At 60.8% G+C, this 16,469-nt stretch carries 19 protein-coding genes; 10 read left to right on the plus strand and 9 right to left on the minus strand.

What is annotated here, in order from left to right; all coding sequences use genetic code 11:
• Nucleotides 1-404: 404 nt before the first annotated feature.
• The gene (locus So717_RS07560) at nt 405-812 is read right to left on the minus strand and encodes a hypothetical protein (protein WP_159975676.1); all 408 of its coding nucleotides are present in this window, start codon (nt 810-812) and stop codon (nt 405-407) included.
• 210 nt (nt 813-1,022) lie between these two features.
• Between So717_RS07560 and So717_RS07565 the strand changes: the two genes are divergently transcribed.
• Together So717_RS07565 and So717_RS07570 are read left to right on the plus strand one after the other, a co-directional pair.
• A complete protein-coding gene (locus So717_RS07565; RefSeq protein ID WP_159975678.1) occupies nt 1,023-1,349 on the plus strand; it encodes a hypothetical protein in 327 nt (108 codons plus the stop codon).
• Nucleotides 1,350-2,044: 695 nt separating this feature from the next.
• On the plus strand, nt 2,045-2,422 hold the full coding sequence (locus tag So717_RS07570) for a hypothetical protein (RefSeq protein ID WP_238840739.1): 378 nt from the start codon (nt 2,045-2,047) through the stop codon (nt 2,420-2,422).
• A gap of 65 nt (nt 2,423-2,487) precedes the next feature.
• Here So717_RS07570 and So717_RS07575 read toward each other — a convergent pair whose 3' ends face one another.
• The 3 genes from So717_RS07575 to So717_RS07585 are packed head-to-tail and all read right to left on the minus strand — an operon-like array spanning nt 2,488 to nt 4,471.
• Nucleotides 2,488-3,765, minus strand: coding sequence for a relaxase/mobilization nuclease domain-containing protein (locus So717_RS07575; protein WP_238840741.1), 1,278 nt, complete (start codon nt 3,763-3,765; stop codon nt 2,488-2,490).
• Nucleotides 3,762-4,187 (minus strand): hypothetical protein, encoded by a 426-nt coding sequence (locus So717_RS07580; protein WP_238840744.1) that lies wholly within the window; start codon nt 4,185-4,187, stop codon nt 3,762-3,764. The genes So717_RS07575 and So717_RS07580 overlap by 4 nt, the downstream gene beginning before the upstream one ends.
• Complete coding sequence (locus tag So717_RS07585; protein WP_159975682.1) at nt 4,184-4,471, minus strand: hypothetical protein; 288 nt, start codon at nt 4,469-4,471, stop codon at nt 4,184-4,186. Before So717_RS07585 ends, So717_RS07580 begins: the two co-directional genes overlap by 4 nt.
• Nucleotides 4,472-4,541: 70 nt before the next feature.
• Here So717_RS07585 and So717_RS07590 point away from each other — a divergent pair, with 70 nt between their 5' ends.
• Complete coding sequence (locus So717_RS07590) at nt 4,542-4,772, plus strand: hypothetical protein (RefSeq protein WP_159975684.1); 231 nt, start codon at nt 4,542-4,544, stop codon at nt 4,770-4,772.
• A gap of 462 nt (nt 4,773-5,234) precedes the next feature.
• Here the strand turns inward: So717_RS07590 and So717_RS07595 are convergent, their stop codons facing one another.
• From So717_RS07595 to So717_RS07610, 4 genes are read right to left on the minus strand one after another with little or no spacing between them, the layout of a single operon-like run.
• Nucleotides 5,235-5,729 (minus strand): DUF6505 family protein, encoded by a 495-nt coding sequence (locus tag So717_RS07595; protein WP_159975686.1) that lies wholly within the window; start codon nt 5,727-5,729, stop codon nt 5,235-5,237.
• Nucleotides 5,726-6,430, minus strand: a complete 705-nt coding sequence (locus So717_RS07600; protein WP_159975688.1) for a biotin/lipoate--protein ligase family protein — start codon at nt 6,428-6,430, stop codon at nt 5,726-5,728. The genes So717_RS07595 and So717_RS07600 overlap by 4 nt, the downstream gene beginning before the upstream one ends.
• A complete protein-coding gene (locus So717_RS07605) occupies nt 6,427-7,494 on the minus strand; it encodes an Mrp/NBP35 family ATP-binding protein (protein ID WP_159975690.1) in 1,068 nt (355 codons plus the stop codon). The genes So717_RS07600 and So717_RS07605 overlap by 4 nt, the downstream gene beginning before the upstream one ends.
• Entirely contained in the window at nt 7,495-7,701 is a 207-nt protein-coding gene (locus tag So717_RS07610) for a DUF6494 family protein (RefSeq protein WP_159975692.1), read from the minus strand.
• Nucleotides 7,702-7,799: 98 nt separating this feature from the next.
• Between So717_RS07610 and So717_RS07615 the strand changes: the two genes are divergently transcribed.
• Complete coding sequence (locus So717_RS07615; RefSeq protein ID WP_159975694.1) at nt 7,800-8,531, plus strand: cytochrome c; 732 nt, start codon at nt 7,800-7,802, stop codon at nt 8,529-8,531.
• Here the strand turns inward: So717_RS07615 and So717_RS07620 are convergent.
• Nucleotides 8,525-10,477 carry a 4Fe-4S binding protein gene (locus tag So717_RS07620; protein ID WP_159975696.1) on the minus strand — a complete coding sequence of 651 codons (1,953 nt, stop codon included), beginning with the start codon at nt 10,475-10,477 and terminating at the stop codon, nt 8,525-8,527. The genes So717_RS07615 and So717_RS07620 overlap by 7 nt on opposite strands.
• 377 nt (nt 10,478-10,854) lie before the next feature.
• Here So717_RS07620 and So717_RS07625 point away from each other — a divergent pair, with 377 nt between their 5' ends.
• The 6 genes from So717_RS07625 to fdh3B all read left to right on the plus strand — a co-directional run bounded on the left by So717_RS07625 (nt 10,855) and on the right by fdh3B (nt 16,413).
• A complete protein-coding gene (locus tag So717_RS07625; RefSeq protein ID WP_159975698.1) occupies nt 10,855-11,385 on the plus strand; it encodes a DUF3305 domain-containing protein in 531 nt (176 codons plus the stop codon).
• Nucleotides 11,382-11,972 carry a DUF3306 domain-containing protein gene (locus So717_RS07630; protein WP_159975700.1) on the plus strand — a complete coding sequence of 197 codons (591 nt, stop codon included), beginning with the start codon at nt 11,382-11,384 and terminating at the stop codon, nt 11,970-11,972. Before So717_RS07625 ends, So717_RS07630 begins: the two co-directional genes overlap by 4 nt.
• Complete coding sequence (locus tag So717_RS07635) at nt 11,969-12,577, plus strand: TorD/DmsD family molecular chaperone (RefSeq protein ID WP_159975702.1); 609 nt, start codon at nt 11,969-11,971, stop codon at nt 12,575-12,577. Before So717_RS07630 ends, So717_RS07635 begins: the two co-directional genes overlap by 4 nt.
• Nucleotides 12,578-12,631: 54 nt before the next feature.
• Nucleotides 12,632-12,823, plus strand: coding sequence for a twin-arginine translocation signal domain-containing protein (locus So717_RS07640; RefSeq protein ID WP_159975704.1), 192 nt, complete (start codon nt 12,632-12,634; stop codon nt 12,821-12,823).
• 80 nt (nt 12,824-12,903) lie between these two features.
• Nucleotides 12,904-15,801: a formate dehydrogenase subunit alpha gene (locus So717_RS07645; protein ID WP_159975706.1), complete on the plus strand. Its 2,898-nt coding sequence runs from the start codon at nt 12,904-12,906 to the stop codon at nt 15,799-15,801.
• A gap of 15 nt (nt 15,802-15,816) precedes the next feature.
• Entirely contained in the window at nt 15,817-16,413 is a 597-nt protein-coding gene (fdh3B, locus tag So717_RS07650; RefSeq protein WP_159975708.1) for a formate dehydrogenase FDH3 subunit beta, read from the plus strand.
• Nucleotides 16,414-16,469 lie beyond the last annotated feature (56 nt).

The raw sequence follows: 16,469 nt of genomic DNA on the forward strand, positions 1-16,469 counted from the left end.
CCAGCCTGGTGCTCTTTCAGAATGCCAATGATCTGTTCTTCGCTGAAACGGCTTCTCTTCATCGTCTGTCTCCTCAGTTGGAGAACAGGCTAACCAAAATTCGAGGACATTTCAGGGGAGCAGGTCACGTGGTTCAAGCGACTGGGCACTGAAATCAGTATTCGATCTCTCGATCATTCAAGTGCTTCACCTTGGTGTGGCTTGGAGTTGCGGAGAGTAGGCCGCGATTCCGATGTCACAACGCCAAGCGACTGGGAAGGCCTTCTAAGCGCCGCAGACGAAGCTGCGGCAACGGAAATCATGCTCTTCGACGAAGTCGAGCGTGTGCTCATCGGGCGGCTGTCGCAGCGCCGCTATTGGAGTGAAACCCAGGCTCGTTTGTTGGCCCAACGCATAGTCTGGTCTCATCCGGATTTCATGCGAGGAGTGGCACGGGCATGAGTCTGGGCGCAATTCGGCCGCGACCCGATCAGATAGCCGAACTCACACGTGGCTTGGAACTGCCTCTCCCGGGGATAGGCAAAGCCGATCAAGGCAAGAGCCATCAACACAGCCCGCAGTTCTTTCCCCGCTGGGGAAAACAGCCAACCAATAGCAAAGCCAACGCCGGTTGCGCCAACCATCAGCGTCACGCGCGAGGCGGACATCCAGGCCTGATACTGGCCGTTGGAGTCGTAGTGATATGGGTTGAAGTCGAACAACCCCTGCGCCGCTGCACTGCCCGCTGTCATCACGACCACTGCAACCGCACCAATCCCGGCACCCCACATCCAGCGGGACCCATCCCGCCCATTCATCACATCACGTCTCACAAGCACATCTCCTCTGATTGAGTTCAACGTGCTCGTGTCATCGCCCATCCCACCCACAACCCGCGCGGGTGTTCAGAGGGTGATTACGGGTGGAAATCGCAGATGGCTGGCTTTGGCGGCTTGGGCAAAGACCCGCCTAAATTGGTTCATCACCCTACAAGCCCTTGCTCTTACGTTGCTTTGCAAAGGGGCGGCTGTTAGCTGCTGATCATGCTCCGGTTTTCCAATGCTCAGATAGAGGCGGCGCGTGTTGGGTCGTTACAAGCGCTATGGCAACATCGTGCAACTCGAGAGGGATTGTCGCAGAAGCGAAGCGCGGAACTTGAGAACGATATCGTCAATTGGATCATTCAACACAGTATTGAGCGGCCTGAAAATGTTGATTTTATCATGATTGCCAGTGCACGAAGCGATGGTGCCTTCCTCGAAGCTGATCCGATCAAAGCGGCCATGGATCATGCACGCGGAGAATATGAGATCGTCATTTCAGCCATTCGCCGTGAAGCAGCCATGCAAATCCAAAGCGGGGCAGCATAGTGCCGGCAGTCGCTCTTCTCTTTACACCACCCGCTTGGGCCGCAATTGGAGCCGCCGCGAAATGGACAGCCGTCACCTTAGGCGTTGCTGGTACCGCTGCTGCAACAGGTTATGCCATCAACGAAATGTCGCGTGACGACGACGAGGCTCCACCCACGACCGACACCCGAGCATGCGAGACATGCAATAACAACTGCCCACCGTGTCACCCGCCCGCTGGCACGCGGATGTTTAAGCGTCTAGATCGGGTACCGCCATCTAAACCCCACCATCCTTGTCCGGGAGACCACGTGCACATCCTGGTACAAAACCAAGACCCGCGCACCTGCATTTGTAGATGGAATAGACCCAAAAGTCCTAACGATGTTATCTGCATCCCGCAGGGCGGTGACGCCCCTACTGATCTCTTCTTCCCATAACCCATGCCTAGTCTCTCGCATATCCCAGATCGTCCTATCGCCATCGACCTACGTATCGATCTGCCCAAAGCCGCGCAAATAAGAGCGGCATGGCCCCCTGACTACTCTATCTGGCCGGACGAACCATTTGGCGCATCCGCCGATCAACATGTATGGCCAAGCGTTTTCGTATATCCGGAACAGGCTTCGGCAGATCGCGTCACAATTGGACCTGGCGAAGCACCCTATTGGGACGCTTTCAATGTCTGGGACGATGTGCGCGATATGGTTGGCCACATGCGTCCACTTCCGGTCGTGAGCAACGTCGTCGCTCTCGGCCTTGACCAGGATCCATCTGTGCACCTGCAACAAGACCTCGCCTTGGCCGGTCTTGCGCAAAACGGTGTCAGTTCAGAGACCTTGGAGATGGAGGCGGTGCTGATGGGATACGACATCACAGATGGCGTTCTCGAATCCGCACTCTTCGCCCATGACGGGCCTAGTCTGGAATTTGATGTGCGCGATGTTCAACGGACGGTCTACGGCCTCATCGACACTCTAGAGGCCGCGCGCACCTTGCGGCGACGCCTAGAGACATGCGGGCCGCCAAATGCGCCACTTCACTGCATTTCCGTTTGGGCACTTGGCGAACGACCAGCGACACCACCCACCTAATGTGAAACCAACGGACCTATTACCTGGGCGAACTGCTTTCACCGGAAAGGTACTAACCTCACCGATCAAAGCTCAATCCAGGCGGGCGATTGCGCTATCTGGCTGTTTGACCGAGGCCAGAGATATTCGGCTTTGGGTCGTTTGAGGTAGGTTGCGATGGTTTTGGCGAGGTGCTGCCGTTCGATCTTGTGCCTATCCCGGATGGTACTGGCGCGGGTTTGAATCTCTTTGCGCTCTGTCATTTGCGTCAGGATCAGACGGTCGCGCTGTTCCTGATCGCGGTGGAGGCAGGTAAGTGCTTCGCGTTCATTGCGTTTGATGGCGGCGCTGTGCGTGCCGGTCAGACGGTCAAAGATACCGCGTAGACCTTTGTTCAACCGATCCTGTCGGGCTCTGGTTTCTTCGACCCAGCGTTGGTGCTGCTTAGCTTTGAGATCATCGCGTTCTTTCCGTTGCGCCATCACCATCTGGGCACGTTCATTGACAAAGGGCAGCATGTCTTTGCGATGCTGGTCTTTGACTTGCGAGATGTAGTTTTTGACCTGATCCGTTTTGCGCGATTGCAGCCATGCACCGACATCGGCGGCGGGCTGTAAGTCGGGTGTGGTGCCAAGACGGGCTTTGATCTCTTTGGTTTTGATGCCCGTCCAACGCGCCAGAGCGTAGATATTGCCATTGATATCGAGGGCAACAACACCGCGCCGATGCCCCTGGGCCAAATACAGGCCTTTGTCTGACAAAGCATGCTTGAGGGATTTCAGATCATCCGATTGCGCCCAGGCGTCTTGAAAGAGCTGTTTCATCTCTCTGGGATCAATACCAATCCGCTGCGCTTGCTGCCATTCGGCCAGGGTGAAGTTCAACGGGTTTTTCTGGCCATAGGTCTTCAGGCCTTGGGGCAAGTCCCAGCCATGATCCAGGAACATCTCGCGGGATAGGTCTCTGAGTTTCAGCTTGAAGTGCGGAAGGTTGATTGCCGTCATGGTCTCGGCGTCAATGCGGGACCACACAACATGTGCATGCCGCCGCCCGTTCTTCTCGTGAATGACAATGGCGCGCGGTTGGTTGGACAGGCCCATCGCATCCGCCACTCGATCAGCGGCGTCATGAAACTCTTGCTCTTCGACAAAGGCCTCTTCGGGGGGATTGAGACTGACTGAGAACATGAATTGCTTACACTGCGTGGCGGTGGAGATGGCATAAGCTTCATCCAATGCCCCGTGAAGATCATCGGCCATAAAGCCATCAATCTGCGGCAGGGTGACATGATCATTGTCACGGTCATTCATAAGATGATCCGCCAGTGCTTTTGCGCCCGACCGTTGGGAGGCGACGATGATCATAACCCATCCCCGCGCAGAGCTTTGATCAGTGTGGCCCGCATCCACGCGACTTCCGCGACAGCGCGGTGCAGATCGGCTGCCAGTTCATCATCAACGACCAGCGTGCCTTGATTGAGATGCTTTGCGATCTGGTTGAGATTGCTGGCCGTGCGTGTTTCTCCCAAACGCGCTAGGACTTCGGCGAGAAGCTGTTGCTCCGCAACAGGTGGTTTCCGCCGCCTCCGATGTATGGGAACTCCATCGGCGAAAACCACGGACTTGATGTACGACCCAAGCGCCATGCCACCGGCCTGATGCTCTAGCTGCGCCCGTTCCTCCGCAGATAGTCGCAACGACAACGGTGCACGGCGTCTCTTACGAGTACCGTCGTCATTGCCGACAGCACCAGCCGATCCGTTGAATTCAGAACGCACCCCACTCATGGTCGCGGCCCTCGCAACTCGTCAGCATGCGGCTCAAGCACATCATGCCAGCGTTCAAGCTCTTCAAAAATGTCGTCAAAAGAGGGATTTGCGGGGTCGGAAGAATCATTAAACTGATACGAAATCGAGTTCGATGTTTGTCCTTCCGGGGGCGCCAGTTCACATTTTGATGTAAAGCTCTCCAAAAGCTCAAATATTACAGGCGGCTGCGCAGTTCGAAAACCGCTTTTCTGATCGTATGCGAGTGACCCACCAAAAGCCAGTTTCACCACCAGTCTCTTCATGGAGAATGACCCATTTTGGCATAGATTCCAGGGGTTTGCCAGAATCGCCTTCTGCGCTTCTAGCTCTTTGATGCGCTTTGCAAAGGCCGTGATGACAGCTGAGTTGTTGCTACCTATGATCTTATCCAGCGTCTTTCGCAGTTTGTTCGATGAACTGATCAAGGGCTGCTCTACGCGAGGCCCTGTCGCAGGCAAGGGTGGTCTGCCTGAATTCCGCGCCATCCAGAAGGCCTTGGATAAATCCAGCGACCGAAAATTGGCAGCTTTCTTAAAGCGGCAGGTCAGTCCCAAGCCTGTTTGAGCAGCGCCCTCAAAATTTCGGAGAGGTTTTGGCCGGGTTGTAATGCTTGCAGGATATCCTTAAAGTTGCTCTCGACATCTGCACGACGGATCGACTTGCGCCGATAATCGCAACCTCACGTTCAGCAGAAGTCGTAAGGATACTTTTGTCGTCCTCGCAAAGCTCGGATGTGTGCCATATGCCCGACCAGGATACGAGGGGCGTGGTCGTCGTAGTGCTCATTGTATTCTTGCACGAAGTTACATTCAGCTGAGGTCAAGCCAGTGTTTTTCTGCGCAGTAGATGCAGGAGCCGCCGACAGCATGTGTGACACAAAAAAACAACCAACTTTGACAAGTACAAGTCTCCCGGTTCTCTTTCGCTTGACACTTGGCGCTCTGCCAGACCATGCCTTATGTCTTTCCCCGCAACGCGCAACCGGAAGTGGTCGTCTGGACCCAATGTGGCCACCTGCGCCTCAGCTCAATGCTGGTGCGGTTCCCCATCCAATGAGCCGTGCACGGCGAACTGTTCGAGTCCGGCCTCTTGCGGTTCGATCACGCGGTAACTTTCCTTCACACCCGCGTCGGTCAGCTCTCGGGTGACGGTGAGCAGCGTGTTGAAGTCTTGATCCTCGCAGAGTGCCACCATCTGGGCGATCTCCTCTTCGGCAACACCATGGGCAGCCTCAAGTGAAGGTGCGCCGTAGATGTCGACGAAATGCTGCGCCAACCCTTGAGCCAGCGCTGCGCGCTCGTTTTCCTCGATCTGCGTTACAGCCACAAAGCTTGCGCGCCCGAAGGTCTCCAGCCCCATCCAGCCATTGGTGAAGGCCTGTTTGGCCTTGCCGACCAGATCGCCTTCCGACCAGTTGGAGAACTCGAACCCGCCCGAGATGCACCACTCGCCCGTACGCGCGGGGCTGTGGAAGACACGGGTGTCGCTGTCGTCGAAATGGATGGCGCGGGCAAGTTTCATGCGGTGTCCTTGAGTAGCCGGGTTAGCGGTATGATCTGCGCTCCACCACTCTGCTGCAAGAGCAAACCGAAGTCCTCGTCGATACCCCGGAAGGTGCCCGTGGCGCCGTCCACAGAGATCGGATCACCGATACCATGGGCAAGACCGGTCCATTCGGTATGCAGCGGTTTCACCCCGTCCTCGTCCCAGCGGTTGATCCACACCAGTGTGTGCCGCATCCAGGCTTCCAGTAGGTCAACCGGCTCCACCTCACCGCAGCCCTCCGCCGAGAGCGCCGTGATATCGGGCGTCGCCCCCGTCTCTTCTTCGCCGGACCAGAGCGACAGGGTCAGGCCCACGACCATCCAGTCGGGTACGGTGCCGGGGTCCTGCTGGGCGGCTGCGACTTCAAGCACGCCGCAGCGGGCCCCGTTCAGACGCAACTCACCGGCCCATTGCAGTTGCAAGGAGACTTCAGGCGGTGCGATGGCGCCAAAGGCGTTCTGGAACCCAACCCCGCAAAGCGGCAGCATGATCACCGCCTGTTCCAGCGGCACTTCCGGGGCAAAAACTACCGCCGCGCGCAAATGCTCGGGCGTGATGTCATAGGTCACAAGCCCCGCGTCGCAGCCCTTTTGCGCCTCGCCACAGGCCGCCGCGAATGGGTCGGCCCCAGCAGTTGCCAGCGCGGAGAAGAGGGGAGGGAGCTCGGCCGCCCTCATGCCTTGCCGTCAGCCACCAGCGCCCGGGCCACGCTGCGGAACGCCTGTGCCTGCGCGCTGTCGGGTTTGGAGACGACGATCGGCGCACCGCCGTCTGCTGCCATGCGGATGTCCAGATGCAGCGGGATTTCCGCCAGCAGTGGCACAGCCAGCTTCTCGGCCTCCTTCGCCACGCCGCCATGGCCGAACACATGCTCCTCATGCCCGCAGTTGGAGCAGATGTGTGTTGACATATTCTCGATCATGCCAAGGATCGGCGTGCCCAGCTGGTTGAACATGTCGATGCCCTTGCGTGCATCCAGCAGCGCCACATCCTGCGGGGTGGAGACCACCACGGCACCGTCGACCTGAAACTTTTGCGTGAGGGTCATCTGAACGTCGCCGGTGCCCGGCGGCAGGTCGACGATCAGGACGTCCAATGCGCCCCATTGCACCTGATTCATCATCTGTTGCAGCGCCCCCATCAACATCGGACCGCGCCAGACGGTTGCCTGGTCGTCGTTGGTCATCAGCCCGATGGACATCATCGTGACGCCAAAATTGCGCATCGGCAGGATGGTCTTGCCATCCGGTGAGGCGGGCCGGCCGGAGACCCCCAGCATACGCGGCTGCGACGGCCCGTAGACATCCGCGTCCAGTAGACCCACACGCCGCCCCTCCGCCGCCAGGGCGCAGGCGAGATTGGAGGAGATGGTGGATTTGCCCACGCCGCCCTTACCTGATGCAATGGCCAGAATGCGGTCGATTCCGGGGACTTTCTGCGGCCCGGAGGGGGCTGCGCGTTGCGGCTTGAGGTCCGGCGGCGCGGCGGGCGTGCTGTGCGCTGTCATCATCACCGACACCGTGCCCACATCCGCCAGCGTCTTGACCACAGCCTCTGCGCTGGACTGTACGTCGGCGTATTGTCCGGCCTGCGAGGGCGAGACCTCGATCACGAAGCGCACATCGCCTGTGTCGCTGACCGTCAAAGCCTTGATCAGACCGGCGGATACAAGATCGGAGCCGGAGACCGGATCGCTCACGGTTTTCAGCGCGGCCAGCACGCTGTCTCTGGACAGTGTCATTTAGGCGGCGTCCTCGTCGCGGCCCGTGATCTGGCCGGTGACCTCATGCTCAAGCTCAAGCCCGTCGACAGTCAGCACAACCTTGGCGGTGAAGCTCTTGCCGCCGGTGTCGCCCGCCTGGCGCATCGCGTCTTCGATGGCCTGTTGCGAGGTCACGCCGACCTGTTTGAGGAATTTGCGCATGGACATGTTGAAATCGTCACTCATGATCCGGCTCCTTTGGATGTTGATGTCTGAGAGAAACTTGACTGGTCTGATCGGGCCGCCCTAGGTTGCCCTACTTGCCGAAGGGGGAGGCTATATAGATGCGTCACGTGCTGACAGTCGTGCTTGCGATCTGGCTGGCGCTGCCGGTCCGGGCGGAAGAGGCGCTGCGCCTTGCCGTGCCCGAGGTTCTGGAGAGCGCGGGGTTTGCCGGGTATCTTGTGCCGCGGTTTGCCTTGAAAACTGGCGTCCGCATCACCCGGGTCGGTGAGGCGGAGGCGGCTGAGATGCGTCTGACCACCGACGCACCAGTTGTCTTCGGCGGTCTGGGGCAAAGCTGGGGTCTTGTTCATCAGGATGACCCGCGCGCACAGCGGTTTGCCGAGTGGCTGCGCTCTGAAATTGGGCGCAAGACAATCGAGAGCTTCAAAGCCCCGGATGGCAGCGTGTTTGTGGCGGTGAAGGCGCGCGCCGTTGCGCCTGTGGCCTTGGAGTATGACGGTGATCGCATTGCGGGTGAGCGGCTGTCGCTGGCGCTCTGCGGGCGGTGTCATGTGGTCAATGAGACCAACCGCATGGATGGCATGGGCGCCACGCCGTCTTTCGCCGTGTTGCGGGCTCTGGGCGATTGGGATGACCGCTTTGCCACCTTCCATCTGCGCAATCCGCACCCGAGCTTTACGCAGATCGCCGATGTCACCGACCCCTTCGATCCAACCCTGCCGCCGCCCATCGTCCCCTTGGAGATGACGCAGGCGGATCTGGAGGCGATCCTCGCCTATGTCTCCGGGATCCCCCCGGCGGATCTGGGCGCGCCGCTGCACCTTCAGTGATCCTTGCGCTTGCTCAGATAGTCCGCTGATGTGCGGACGGGCGGGCGCTCGCCCCCCGCAAACGGGTTGTTCTCGGAGTGATACTGCGCCTGGATGCGGCAGTTGTCGCACATCTGGATCATGCGCGCGGCTTGCGGATTCGAGAACATGGAATGCTTGCCCGCGAGCTTCTCCATGATCCGCTCGACGGTTGATTTGGAGCCGAAGAGGCTGCCACACTCGACACAAGCAAAGGGTTCTTCTTCGTGCAACACCCGCTGGGCGAGGGCGGTATCGGAGAGGTTCAGTTGCGGTTCCAGCGTGATAGCCGTTTCCGGGCAGATCGTGGCACAGAGGCCGCATTGCAGGCAGGCGTCTTCCTGAAAGCGAAGTTGCGGTTTGTCCGGATTGTCGCCGAGCGCACCCGCGGGGCAGAGCGAGACACAAGACAGGCACAGCGTGCAGGCCTCCTGATCCAGCAGCACCGCGCCGTAGGGCGCGGCCTCGGGCAGTGGGAGAACCTCTGCGTCTGGTTGCAGGGCTTTCGCGGCGAGCCGGGTCACCTGACGCCGGGTGCCCAGCGGCAGGATCGGTTCCGTCAGGCTGGTGGCGGGGGTCTGATCATAAAGCGCGTCACTCAGCGCGTCAGGGTCCGACAAATCCAGCAGATCAACGCTTGGCTGGCCCGCAATGGCATTGGCCAGATCGGCCTCTTGCCGCAGCACATCCCGGTCGCTGCGCGGCGCCAGAAGCACGGAGACCCGGGCAAAGCCGCTCGCCAGCGCGGCGAGCATTTCGGCATGGCCGACGCCTGCCAGGGCCGAGACCGACAGCGGGATCACATCGCTTGGCAGCCCGCGCCCGTAGCGGGCGGCGAGCGAGATCATCTCCGCTCCATGATCGTCGTGCACGAGCAGGCGCGGGTCAGTGCCGCCCGCCTTGCGGAAGGTGTTGGCCAGCGTATTCATGCGCGCAAAGAGGCTGGCCACAGGGGGCGCGTCGTAGGTGATCGCCGCTGAGGGGCAGAGCGCGGCACAGGCGCCGCAGCCCGCGCAGATCAGCGGATCTATGGCCACATGTTCGCCCGCCGAGGTGATCGCGCCCGTCGGGCAGGCGTCGAGGCATTTGGAACAGGCGGCCTGTTCGGCACGCGAATGCGCGCAGAGCGGCTCCTCCAGCCGGACATAAAGCGGTTTTTCGAACGTTCCGATCATCTGCGAGGCCTGCAGCACTGCGTTGGCCACTGCGCTCTGGCTGCCCGGATCAGCCCGCAGATAACCATCGCGTTTCTCCGGCGCGGGGAAGAGGGGTCTGCCGCCGCTCAGATCGAGGATCACATCACATTGGCTGAGCGCACCGTTCTTGGGCTCGGTCCAACGGGCGGCGCCGCGCCCGCCCGCGATGATATGTTGAAAGCCATCGATTCGCAGGTCGAACTGGCCCAGGCTGCCGGTCACACGGGCGAGCGCACCGGCGACAACGTCGAACCCGCCGCCGGGCGTCACCTCATCCGGGGCGGGCAGCAGGACCGTCACCGCCAGGATACCCGCAAGATCCTGCGCTGCTTGCAGGGCAACCTCACCTTTGCCGATGATCAGGCAGGCACCGGAGGACATGATGTCGATGGTCCGTTCCGGCGGAGCATCAAGCAACGCCTCCGCCGCAAGGGCCGCCATCTTGGGTGCAGCCTCCGCGCTTTCATCACTCCAGCCCGCGCGGTCGCGCAGGTCCACGAACCGGGGCTGGGCCGCGTTAATTTCCTCCGCAAGATCGCGAAACAGGGCGGCTTCCTGCTGGCAGGCGACCATGACGTCGCCCTCGGCCAGACGCTCGGCGGTCTGCGCCACCTCGGCGCCGCAGGCATGGGTCATGATCTTGGCGCAGGTCAGCCCCGTTGTGGCCGAGATCGCATCACCGTCGATGGGCTGGCTGCCCAGGCAGTCGCACAGCAGCAGTTTTTTTGTCATCTCTCCCCCTGATGGCGGTGGGCCGTCCTCCTCAACACCTAAGTCGGTGCCGGTGGATAGAAAGGCAGGAAATGCGGATGGGGTAAACCGGAATCGACATCCGCAAACCAACCCGCAGACGTCAATACCGGGCCGTCCGGACTAATAGGCCCGTCACTGAAAATGCAGGATCGTCAAAGCCTTATAAATTCAGACCCTTGCCGGGATGCAACCCAAAGATGGCGGCGCGTCTACGACCAATTGTGTACAGATGCGTGCAGATTTTTCTAGGATAATGAGGATGTTTTGCTAAGCTGCTGTCACAAACAGTGCGCACCTAAGGAGTAGTTTTGGGAGTCGTCTATCCAGAGTCGGAGTCTGCGAGGCTCGGAGTCGTGATGCGCAGGTCGGCAGGCGTGACCGCCTGGGCGACGTCGATCTGGCGCGCGACCGCGGTGCTGCCCGGTGCTGGTGATGCCTCCTGGAAGCTTTTGCGCGAAGATGCGGATACGGCCGAGTATCACGCCTCCACCCATGATTTGTGGCTCTATGTGTCCGATACGGAAGCTTACGCGCACGAGCTTCAAGCGGAGGTGCCATCTGTCTATGTGATACTGCGCGACGTGCAGGACACGGGCGATGGCGATATGCCGATTGAGGTTCTGACTGTCACGGCCTCGCCTTACGAGGCGCAGGACTATTCCGACAGCGGCGAGGAGCTTGTCGAACGGGTGCCCATGCCCCCGTCAGTGCTGCGCTGGGTTGCGGGCTTTGTTGACCGTCACCATGAAGAAGAGCCTTTTGTGAAGCGGCGGCGCGACCGGCAGAATACGGATCAGGTGCAAACCGGGATCGGCGACGCACGCATCGCGCAGACCACGGATGTCTATCGCGCGCCCACGGCGTGGGTGCGGGAGGAGGCGGAATGACAGACACCACCACATTCTGGGGTCGCCGCCGCGCCGCAGTGCAGGCCGAAGCCGACAGTGAGGCCCGCCGCGAGGAAGAGGTACGCCTGGCCGCCGCACAGGCAGAGCTTGCCGAGAAAGATGACGACACCATCCTGCGCGACATGGGATTGCCGGATCCGGAGGCGATGCGGGCAGGCGACGACTTTGCCGCCTTCATGGCCAAGGAGGTCCCGACCCATCTGCGCAACCGCGCGCTGCGCACGCTCTGGCGCAGCAACCCGGTGCTCGCCTGTGTGGATGGGCTGAACGAATACGACGATGATTATCGCGCGGCCATGCTGGCCGGTGGGCCTGTGAAGACAGCCTATCAGGTGGGCAAGGGCATGTTGTCTCATATCAAGGAAATGGCGCGGCAGGAGGAACTGGCTGCATCAGATCAAAGTGACATCGCGGAGGCGCCTGAAGCTGAGACGCCCACGGTCGAAGAGACCCCGGAAGAGGTGGTGGAGACTGCCCCTGTTGAGGTGGCCGAGGCGGAGGCACCCGATACCATCGCACCTGCGCCCCGTCGGATGCAGTTCCGCTTCGAGGAGGCAGGCGCATGACGGCAGTGGCTCAGACACCAGCTGTAACGGACGAAGACCGTTTGCGCGCGGATCTCTACAACTATCTTGGCCTTTTGCTGGCGCGGCCGGCGGATCAGATGCTGCTTGACCAGACGGCGGGCCTGCAGGGCGATGAGGGTCAGCTTGGGCGGGCGATCAATGGTCTGGCCCGGGTTGCGAAATCGACCTCGCCGAAGGCAGTTGAACGTGAGTTCAACGCGCTGTTCATTGGCCTGGGTCGGGGCGAATTGCTGCCCTACGCCAGCTACTACCTGACCGGCTTTCTGAACGAAAAGCCGCTGGCAAAGCTGCGCAAGGATATGGCGGCGCAGCAGATCACGCGCGCCGAGAACGCGTTCGAGCCTGAAGACAGCATGGCCGCGCTGATGGAGATGATGGGCGGCATGATCGTGGGTCGCTTTGGCGGGCCTGCGGGGCTGGAGCAGCAGCGCATGTTCTTCAACAACCATATCGCCCCTTGGGCTGTGCATTTCTACACGGACCTTGAAGGCGCAAAGACCTCGGTTTTCTACGCAGGGGTGGGCGCCGTCGGGCGCGCCTTCATGGAGATCGAGAAAGAAGCATTCAGAATGACGGCAGGCTGATCTGCCAGGAGGGGCGGGACGCCGCCCGGAGAGAGACGAAATGGAGGAAAACTGATGAGCAAAGATGCGCAAGACCAGACAAGTCGCCGGAGCTTTCTGAAGCTGGCGGGTACAGCGGCCCCGGCAGCGGCGGTTGCTGTGGCCGCAGGTGGGCAGCAGGCGGAGGCCGCCGAGGTCGATCCCGCGTCCGACAAGATGCAGGACACGGCCCACACCCGCGCCTACTTCGACAGCGCGCGCTTCTGATCTGGCGGGGCCCGCCTCGCGGGTCTTGAAACCATTCGCTAACACCCAGCCACCTTCACGGGGCAGCAAGGGAGGGAAACATGCTAAGGAAAAAGACCAATTCGGTCACGCAACGCGCAGGACGGTCGAGCATCCTGTCGGACGTGGCAACAAAATCGGTGGATCGTCGCGCGTTCTTGCGCGGGTCCGGCTTGGCCATCGGCGGCTTGGCTGCGATCTCGGCGACCGGCGGTACGGTCACGCAAGCCTCGGCGCAGACAGCCGCCGCAGGGGCTGTGGAGACGATTAAATCGGTCTGCACCCACTGCTCGGTTGGCTGCACCGTAGTTGCCGAGGTGTCCAACGGGGTCTGGACCGGGCAGGAGCCAGGCTGGGACAGCCCCTTCAACCTCGGGGCGCATTGCGCCAAGGGGGCGGCGGTGCGTGAGCACGCGCATGGCGAGCGCCGCCTCAAGTACCCGATGAAGAAAGAGGGTGGAGAGTGGAAGCGCATCTCCTGGGAGCAGGCCATCGAAGAGATTGGCGACGGTATGATGAAGGTGCGCGAGGAAAGCGGGCCGGATTCGATCTATCTGCTGGGCTCGGCCAAGCACAACAACGAACAGGCCTATCTGTTCCGTAAGTTCGCGGCCTATTGGGGCACCAACAACGTCGACCACCAGGCGCGGATTTGCCACTCCACCACTGTGGCGGGTGTGGCGAACACATGGGGCTACGGCGCCATGACCAACAGCTACAACGACATGCACAATTCCAAGGCCATGTTCCTCATCGGCGGCAACCCGGCAGAGGCGCACCCCGTTTCGTTGCTGCACATGCTGAAAGCCAAGGAGCAGAACAACGCGCCACTGATTGTTTGCGATCCGCGCTTTACGCGCACGGCGGCGCATGCGGATGAATACGTGCGCTTCCGTCCGGGGACGGATGTGGCGCTGGTCTGGGGCATTCTCTACCACATCTTCGAGAACGGGTGGGAGGACAAAGAGTTCATCCGCACCCGTGTCTGGGGGATGGATCAGATCAAGGAAGAGGTGGCCAAGTGGACGCCCGAAGAAGTCGAACGCGTGACCGGCGCGCCGGGCAGCCAGTTGCGCCGTGTGGCGCGCACGCTGGTGAACAACCGCCCCGGCACTGTGATCTGGTGCATGGGCGGCACGCAGCACACCAATGGCAATAACAATACGCGTGCGTATTGTGTGCTGCAGCTTGCGCTTGGCAACATGGGCACTGCAGGTGGCGGCACCAACATCTTCCGCGGCCACGACAACGTGCAGGGTGCCACGGACCTTGGCGTTCTGGCGAACACGCTGCCCGGCTACTATGGCCTCGCCCCCGGATCTTGGGCGCATTGGGCGCGGGTTTGGGAAGAGGATCTTGATTGGCTCAAATCCCGCTTCTCGGTCATGGAAGGTGCGGGCAAGGATGGTGCCGACCGGCTGATGATGAACGAGACCGGCATTCCTGTGTCGCGCTGGATCGACGGGGTTCTGGAAGAAAAGGACAACATCGACCAGCCTGACAACACCCGTATCATGATGCTCTGGGGCCACGCGCCCAACTCGCAGACCCGTCAGAAAGAGATGAAGACGGCGATGGAGAAGCTGGACATGATGGTGGTGGTCGATCCCTATCCGACCGTCTCTGCCGTCATGCAGGACCGGACGGATGGTGTATATCTGCTGCCCGCCTGCACGCAGTTCGAGACGCGCGGCTCCTGCACCGCGTCCAACCGCTCGTTGCAATGGCGCGACAAGGTGGTCGACCCGCTCTTTGAATCACTGCCCGACCACACGATCATCTCCATGTTTGCGAAGAAACTGGGTTTCCACGACAAGCTCTTCCGCAACATCGAGATGGATGGCGAAGAGCCGGTGGTCGAAGACATCACCCGCGAGTTCAACAAGGGCATGTGGACCATTGGCTATACCGGCCAGTCGCCGGAGCGGCTCAAGATGCACATGGCGAACCAGCACACCTTTGACCGCACGACCCTGCGGGCTGTGGGTGGCCCGGCGGATGGGGATTTCTACGGTCTGCCATGGCCAAGCTGGGGTACAGCGGAGATGAACCATCCGGGTACGGCGAATCTCTATGACATGTCTCTGCCGGTGGCCGAAGGCGGGCTTGCCTTCCGCGCGCGCTTTGGCGTTGAGCGGGATGGTGACAATCTGCTGGCCGAGGGCGTCTCGAACCCCGGGGCGGAGATTCAGGACGGATACCCTGAGTTCACCATGCAGATGCTCATGGATCTCGGTTGGGATGGGGATCTGACGGCAGAGGAACGCGCGTCCATCGACGCCGTGGCTGGCCCTAAGACCAACTGGAAGACCGACCTCTCGGGCGGCATCCAGCGGGTGGCGATAAAGCACGGCTGTGCGCCCTTCGGCAACGCCAAGGCCCGTGCTGTGGTCTGGACCTTCCCCGATCCGGTGCCGGTGCACCGCGAACCGCTCTACACCAATCGGCGCGACCTCGTGGCCGACTATCCAACCTACGAGGACAAGAAGTTCTGGCGCCTGCCGACCATGTATAAGTCGATCCAGGACAAGGACTTCTCGGCTGAGTATCCGATCATCCTGACCTCCGGGCGTCTGGTCGAATACGAGGGTGGGGGCGACGAATCCCGTTCCAACCCCTGGCTGGCGGAACTGCAGCAGGACATGTTTGTCGAGGTGAACCCGCGTGACGCCAACAACCTTGGCTTGCGTGACGGCGAACAGGTCTGGGTCGAAGGCCCCGAGGGCGGCAAGGTCAAGGTCATGGCCATGGTCACCGAGCGGGTCGAGGCCGGTGTGGCCTTCATGCCCTTCCACTTCGGGGGGCATATGGAGGGGCGCGATCTGAGGGACAAATACCCCGAGGGCGCTGACCCCTATGTGCTGGGTGAGGCGACGAACACCGCGCAGACCTATGGCTATGACAGTGTGACCCAGATGCAGGAGACGAAATCAACGCTCTGCAAGATCTGGGCAGCGTAAGGGAGGACATGAACAATGGCCGCTAGAGCAAAATTTCTCGTCGACGCCGAACGCTGCATCGAATGCAACGCCTGCGTCACCGCCTGTAAGAACGAGCACGAAGTGCCGTGGGGCATCAACCGCCGCAAGGTCGTGACGATCAATGACGGCAAGCCGGGGGAGAGGTCTATCTCCGTCGCCTGCATGCATTGTTCGGACGCGCCCTGCATGGCGGTTTGTCCGGTGGATTGCTTCTACCAGAACGAAGAAGGCGTTGTCCTGCACTCCAAGGACCTCTGCATCGGCTGTGGCTACTGCTTCTATGCCTGCCCCTTCGGTGCGCCGCAGTTCCCGCAGGCGGGCAACTTCGGGTCCCGTGGCAAGATGGACAAATGTACCTTCTGCGCCGGTGGCCCAGAAGAGAACAACTCCACTGCCGAGTTCGCCAAATATGGTCGCAACCGGATCGCGGAAGGCAAGCTGCCGATCTGCGCCGAGATGTGTGCCACCAAGGCCCTACTGGCGGGCGACGGCGATGTTGTCTCCAGCATCTACCGCGAGCGCGTTGTGGCGCGGGGCTTTGGCTCCGGCGCCTGGGGGTGGGGGACAGCCTACGACCAGAAAGGCGGTTGACCTTCGCCTTAAGGTTGTGAACTCTGATGGGGTGGCCCTGTTGGGTCGCCCCGACT

The sequence above is a fragment of the Roseobacter cerasinus genome (genome assembly GCF_009811755.1).
In the GTDB taxonomy this organism is placed as follows: domain Bacteria; phylum Pseudomonadota; class Alphaproteobacteria; order Rhodobacterales; family Rhodobacteraceae; genus Roseobacter; species Roseobacter cerasinus.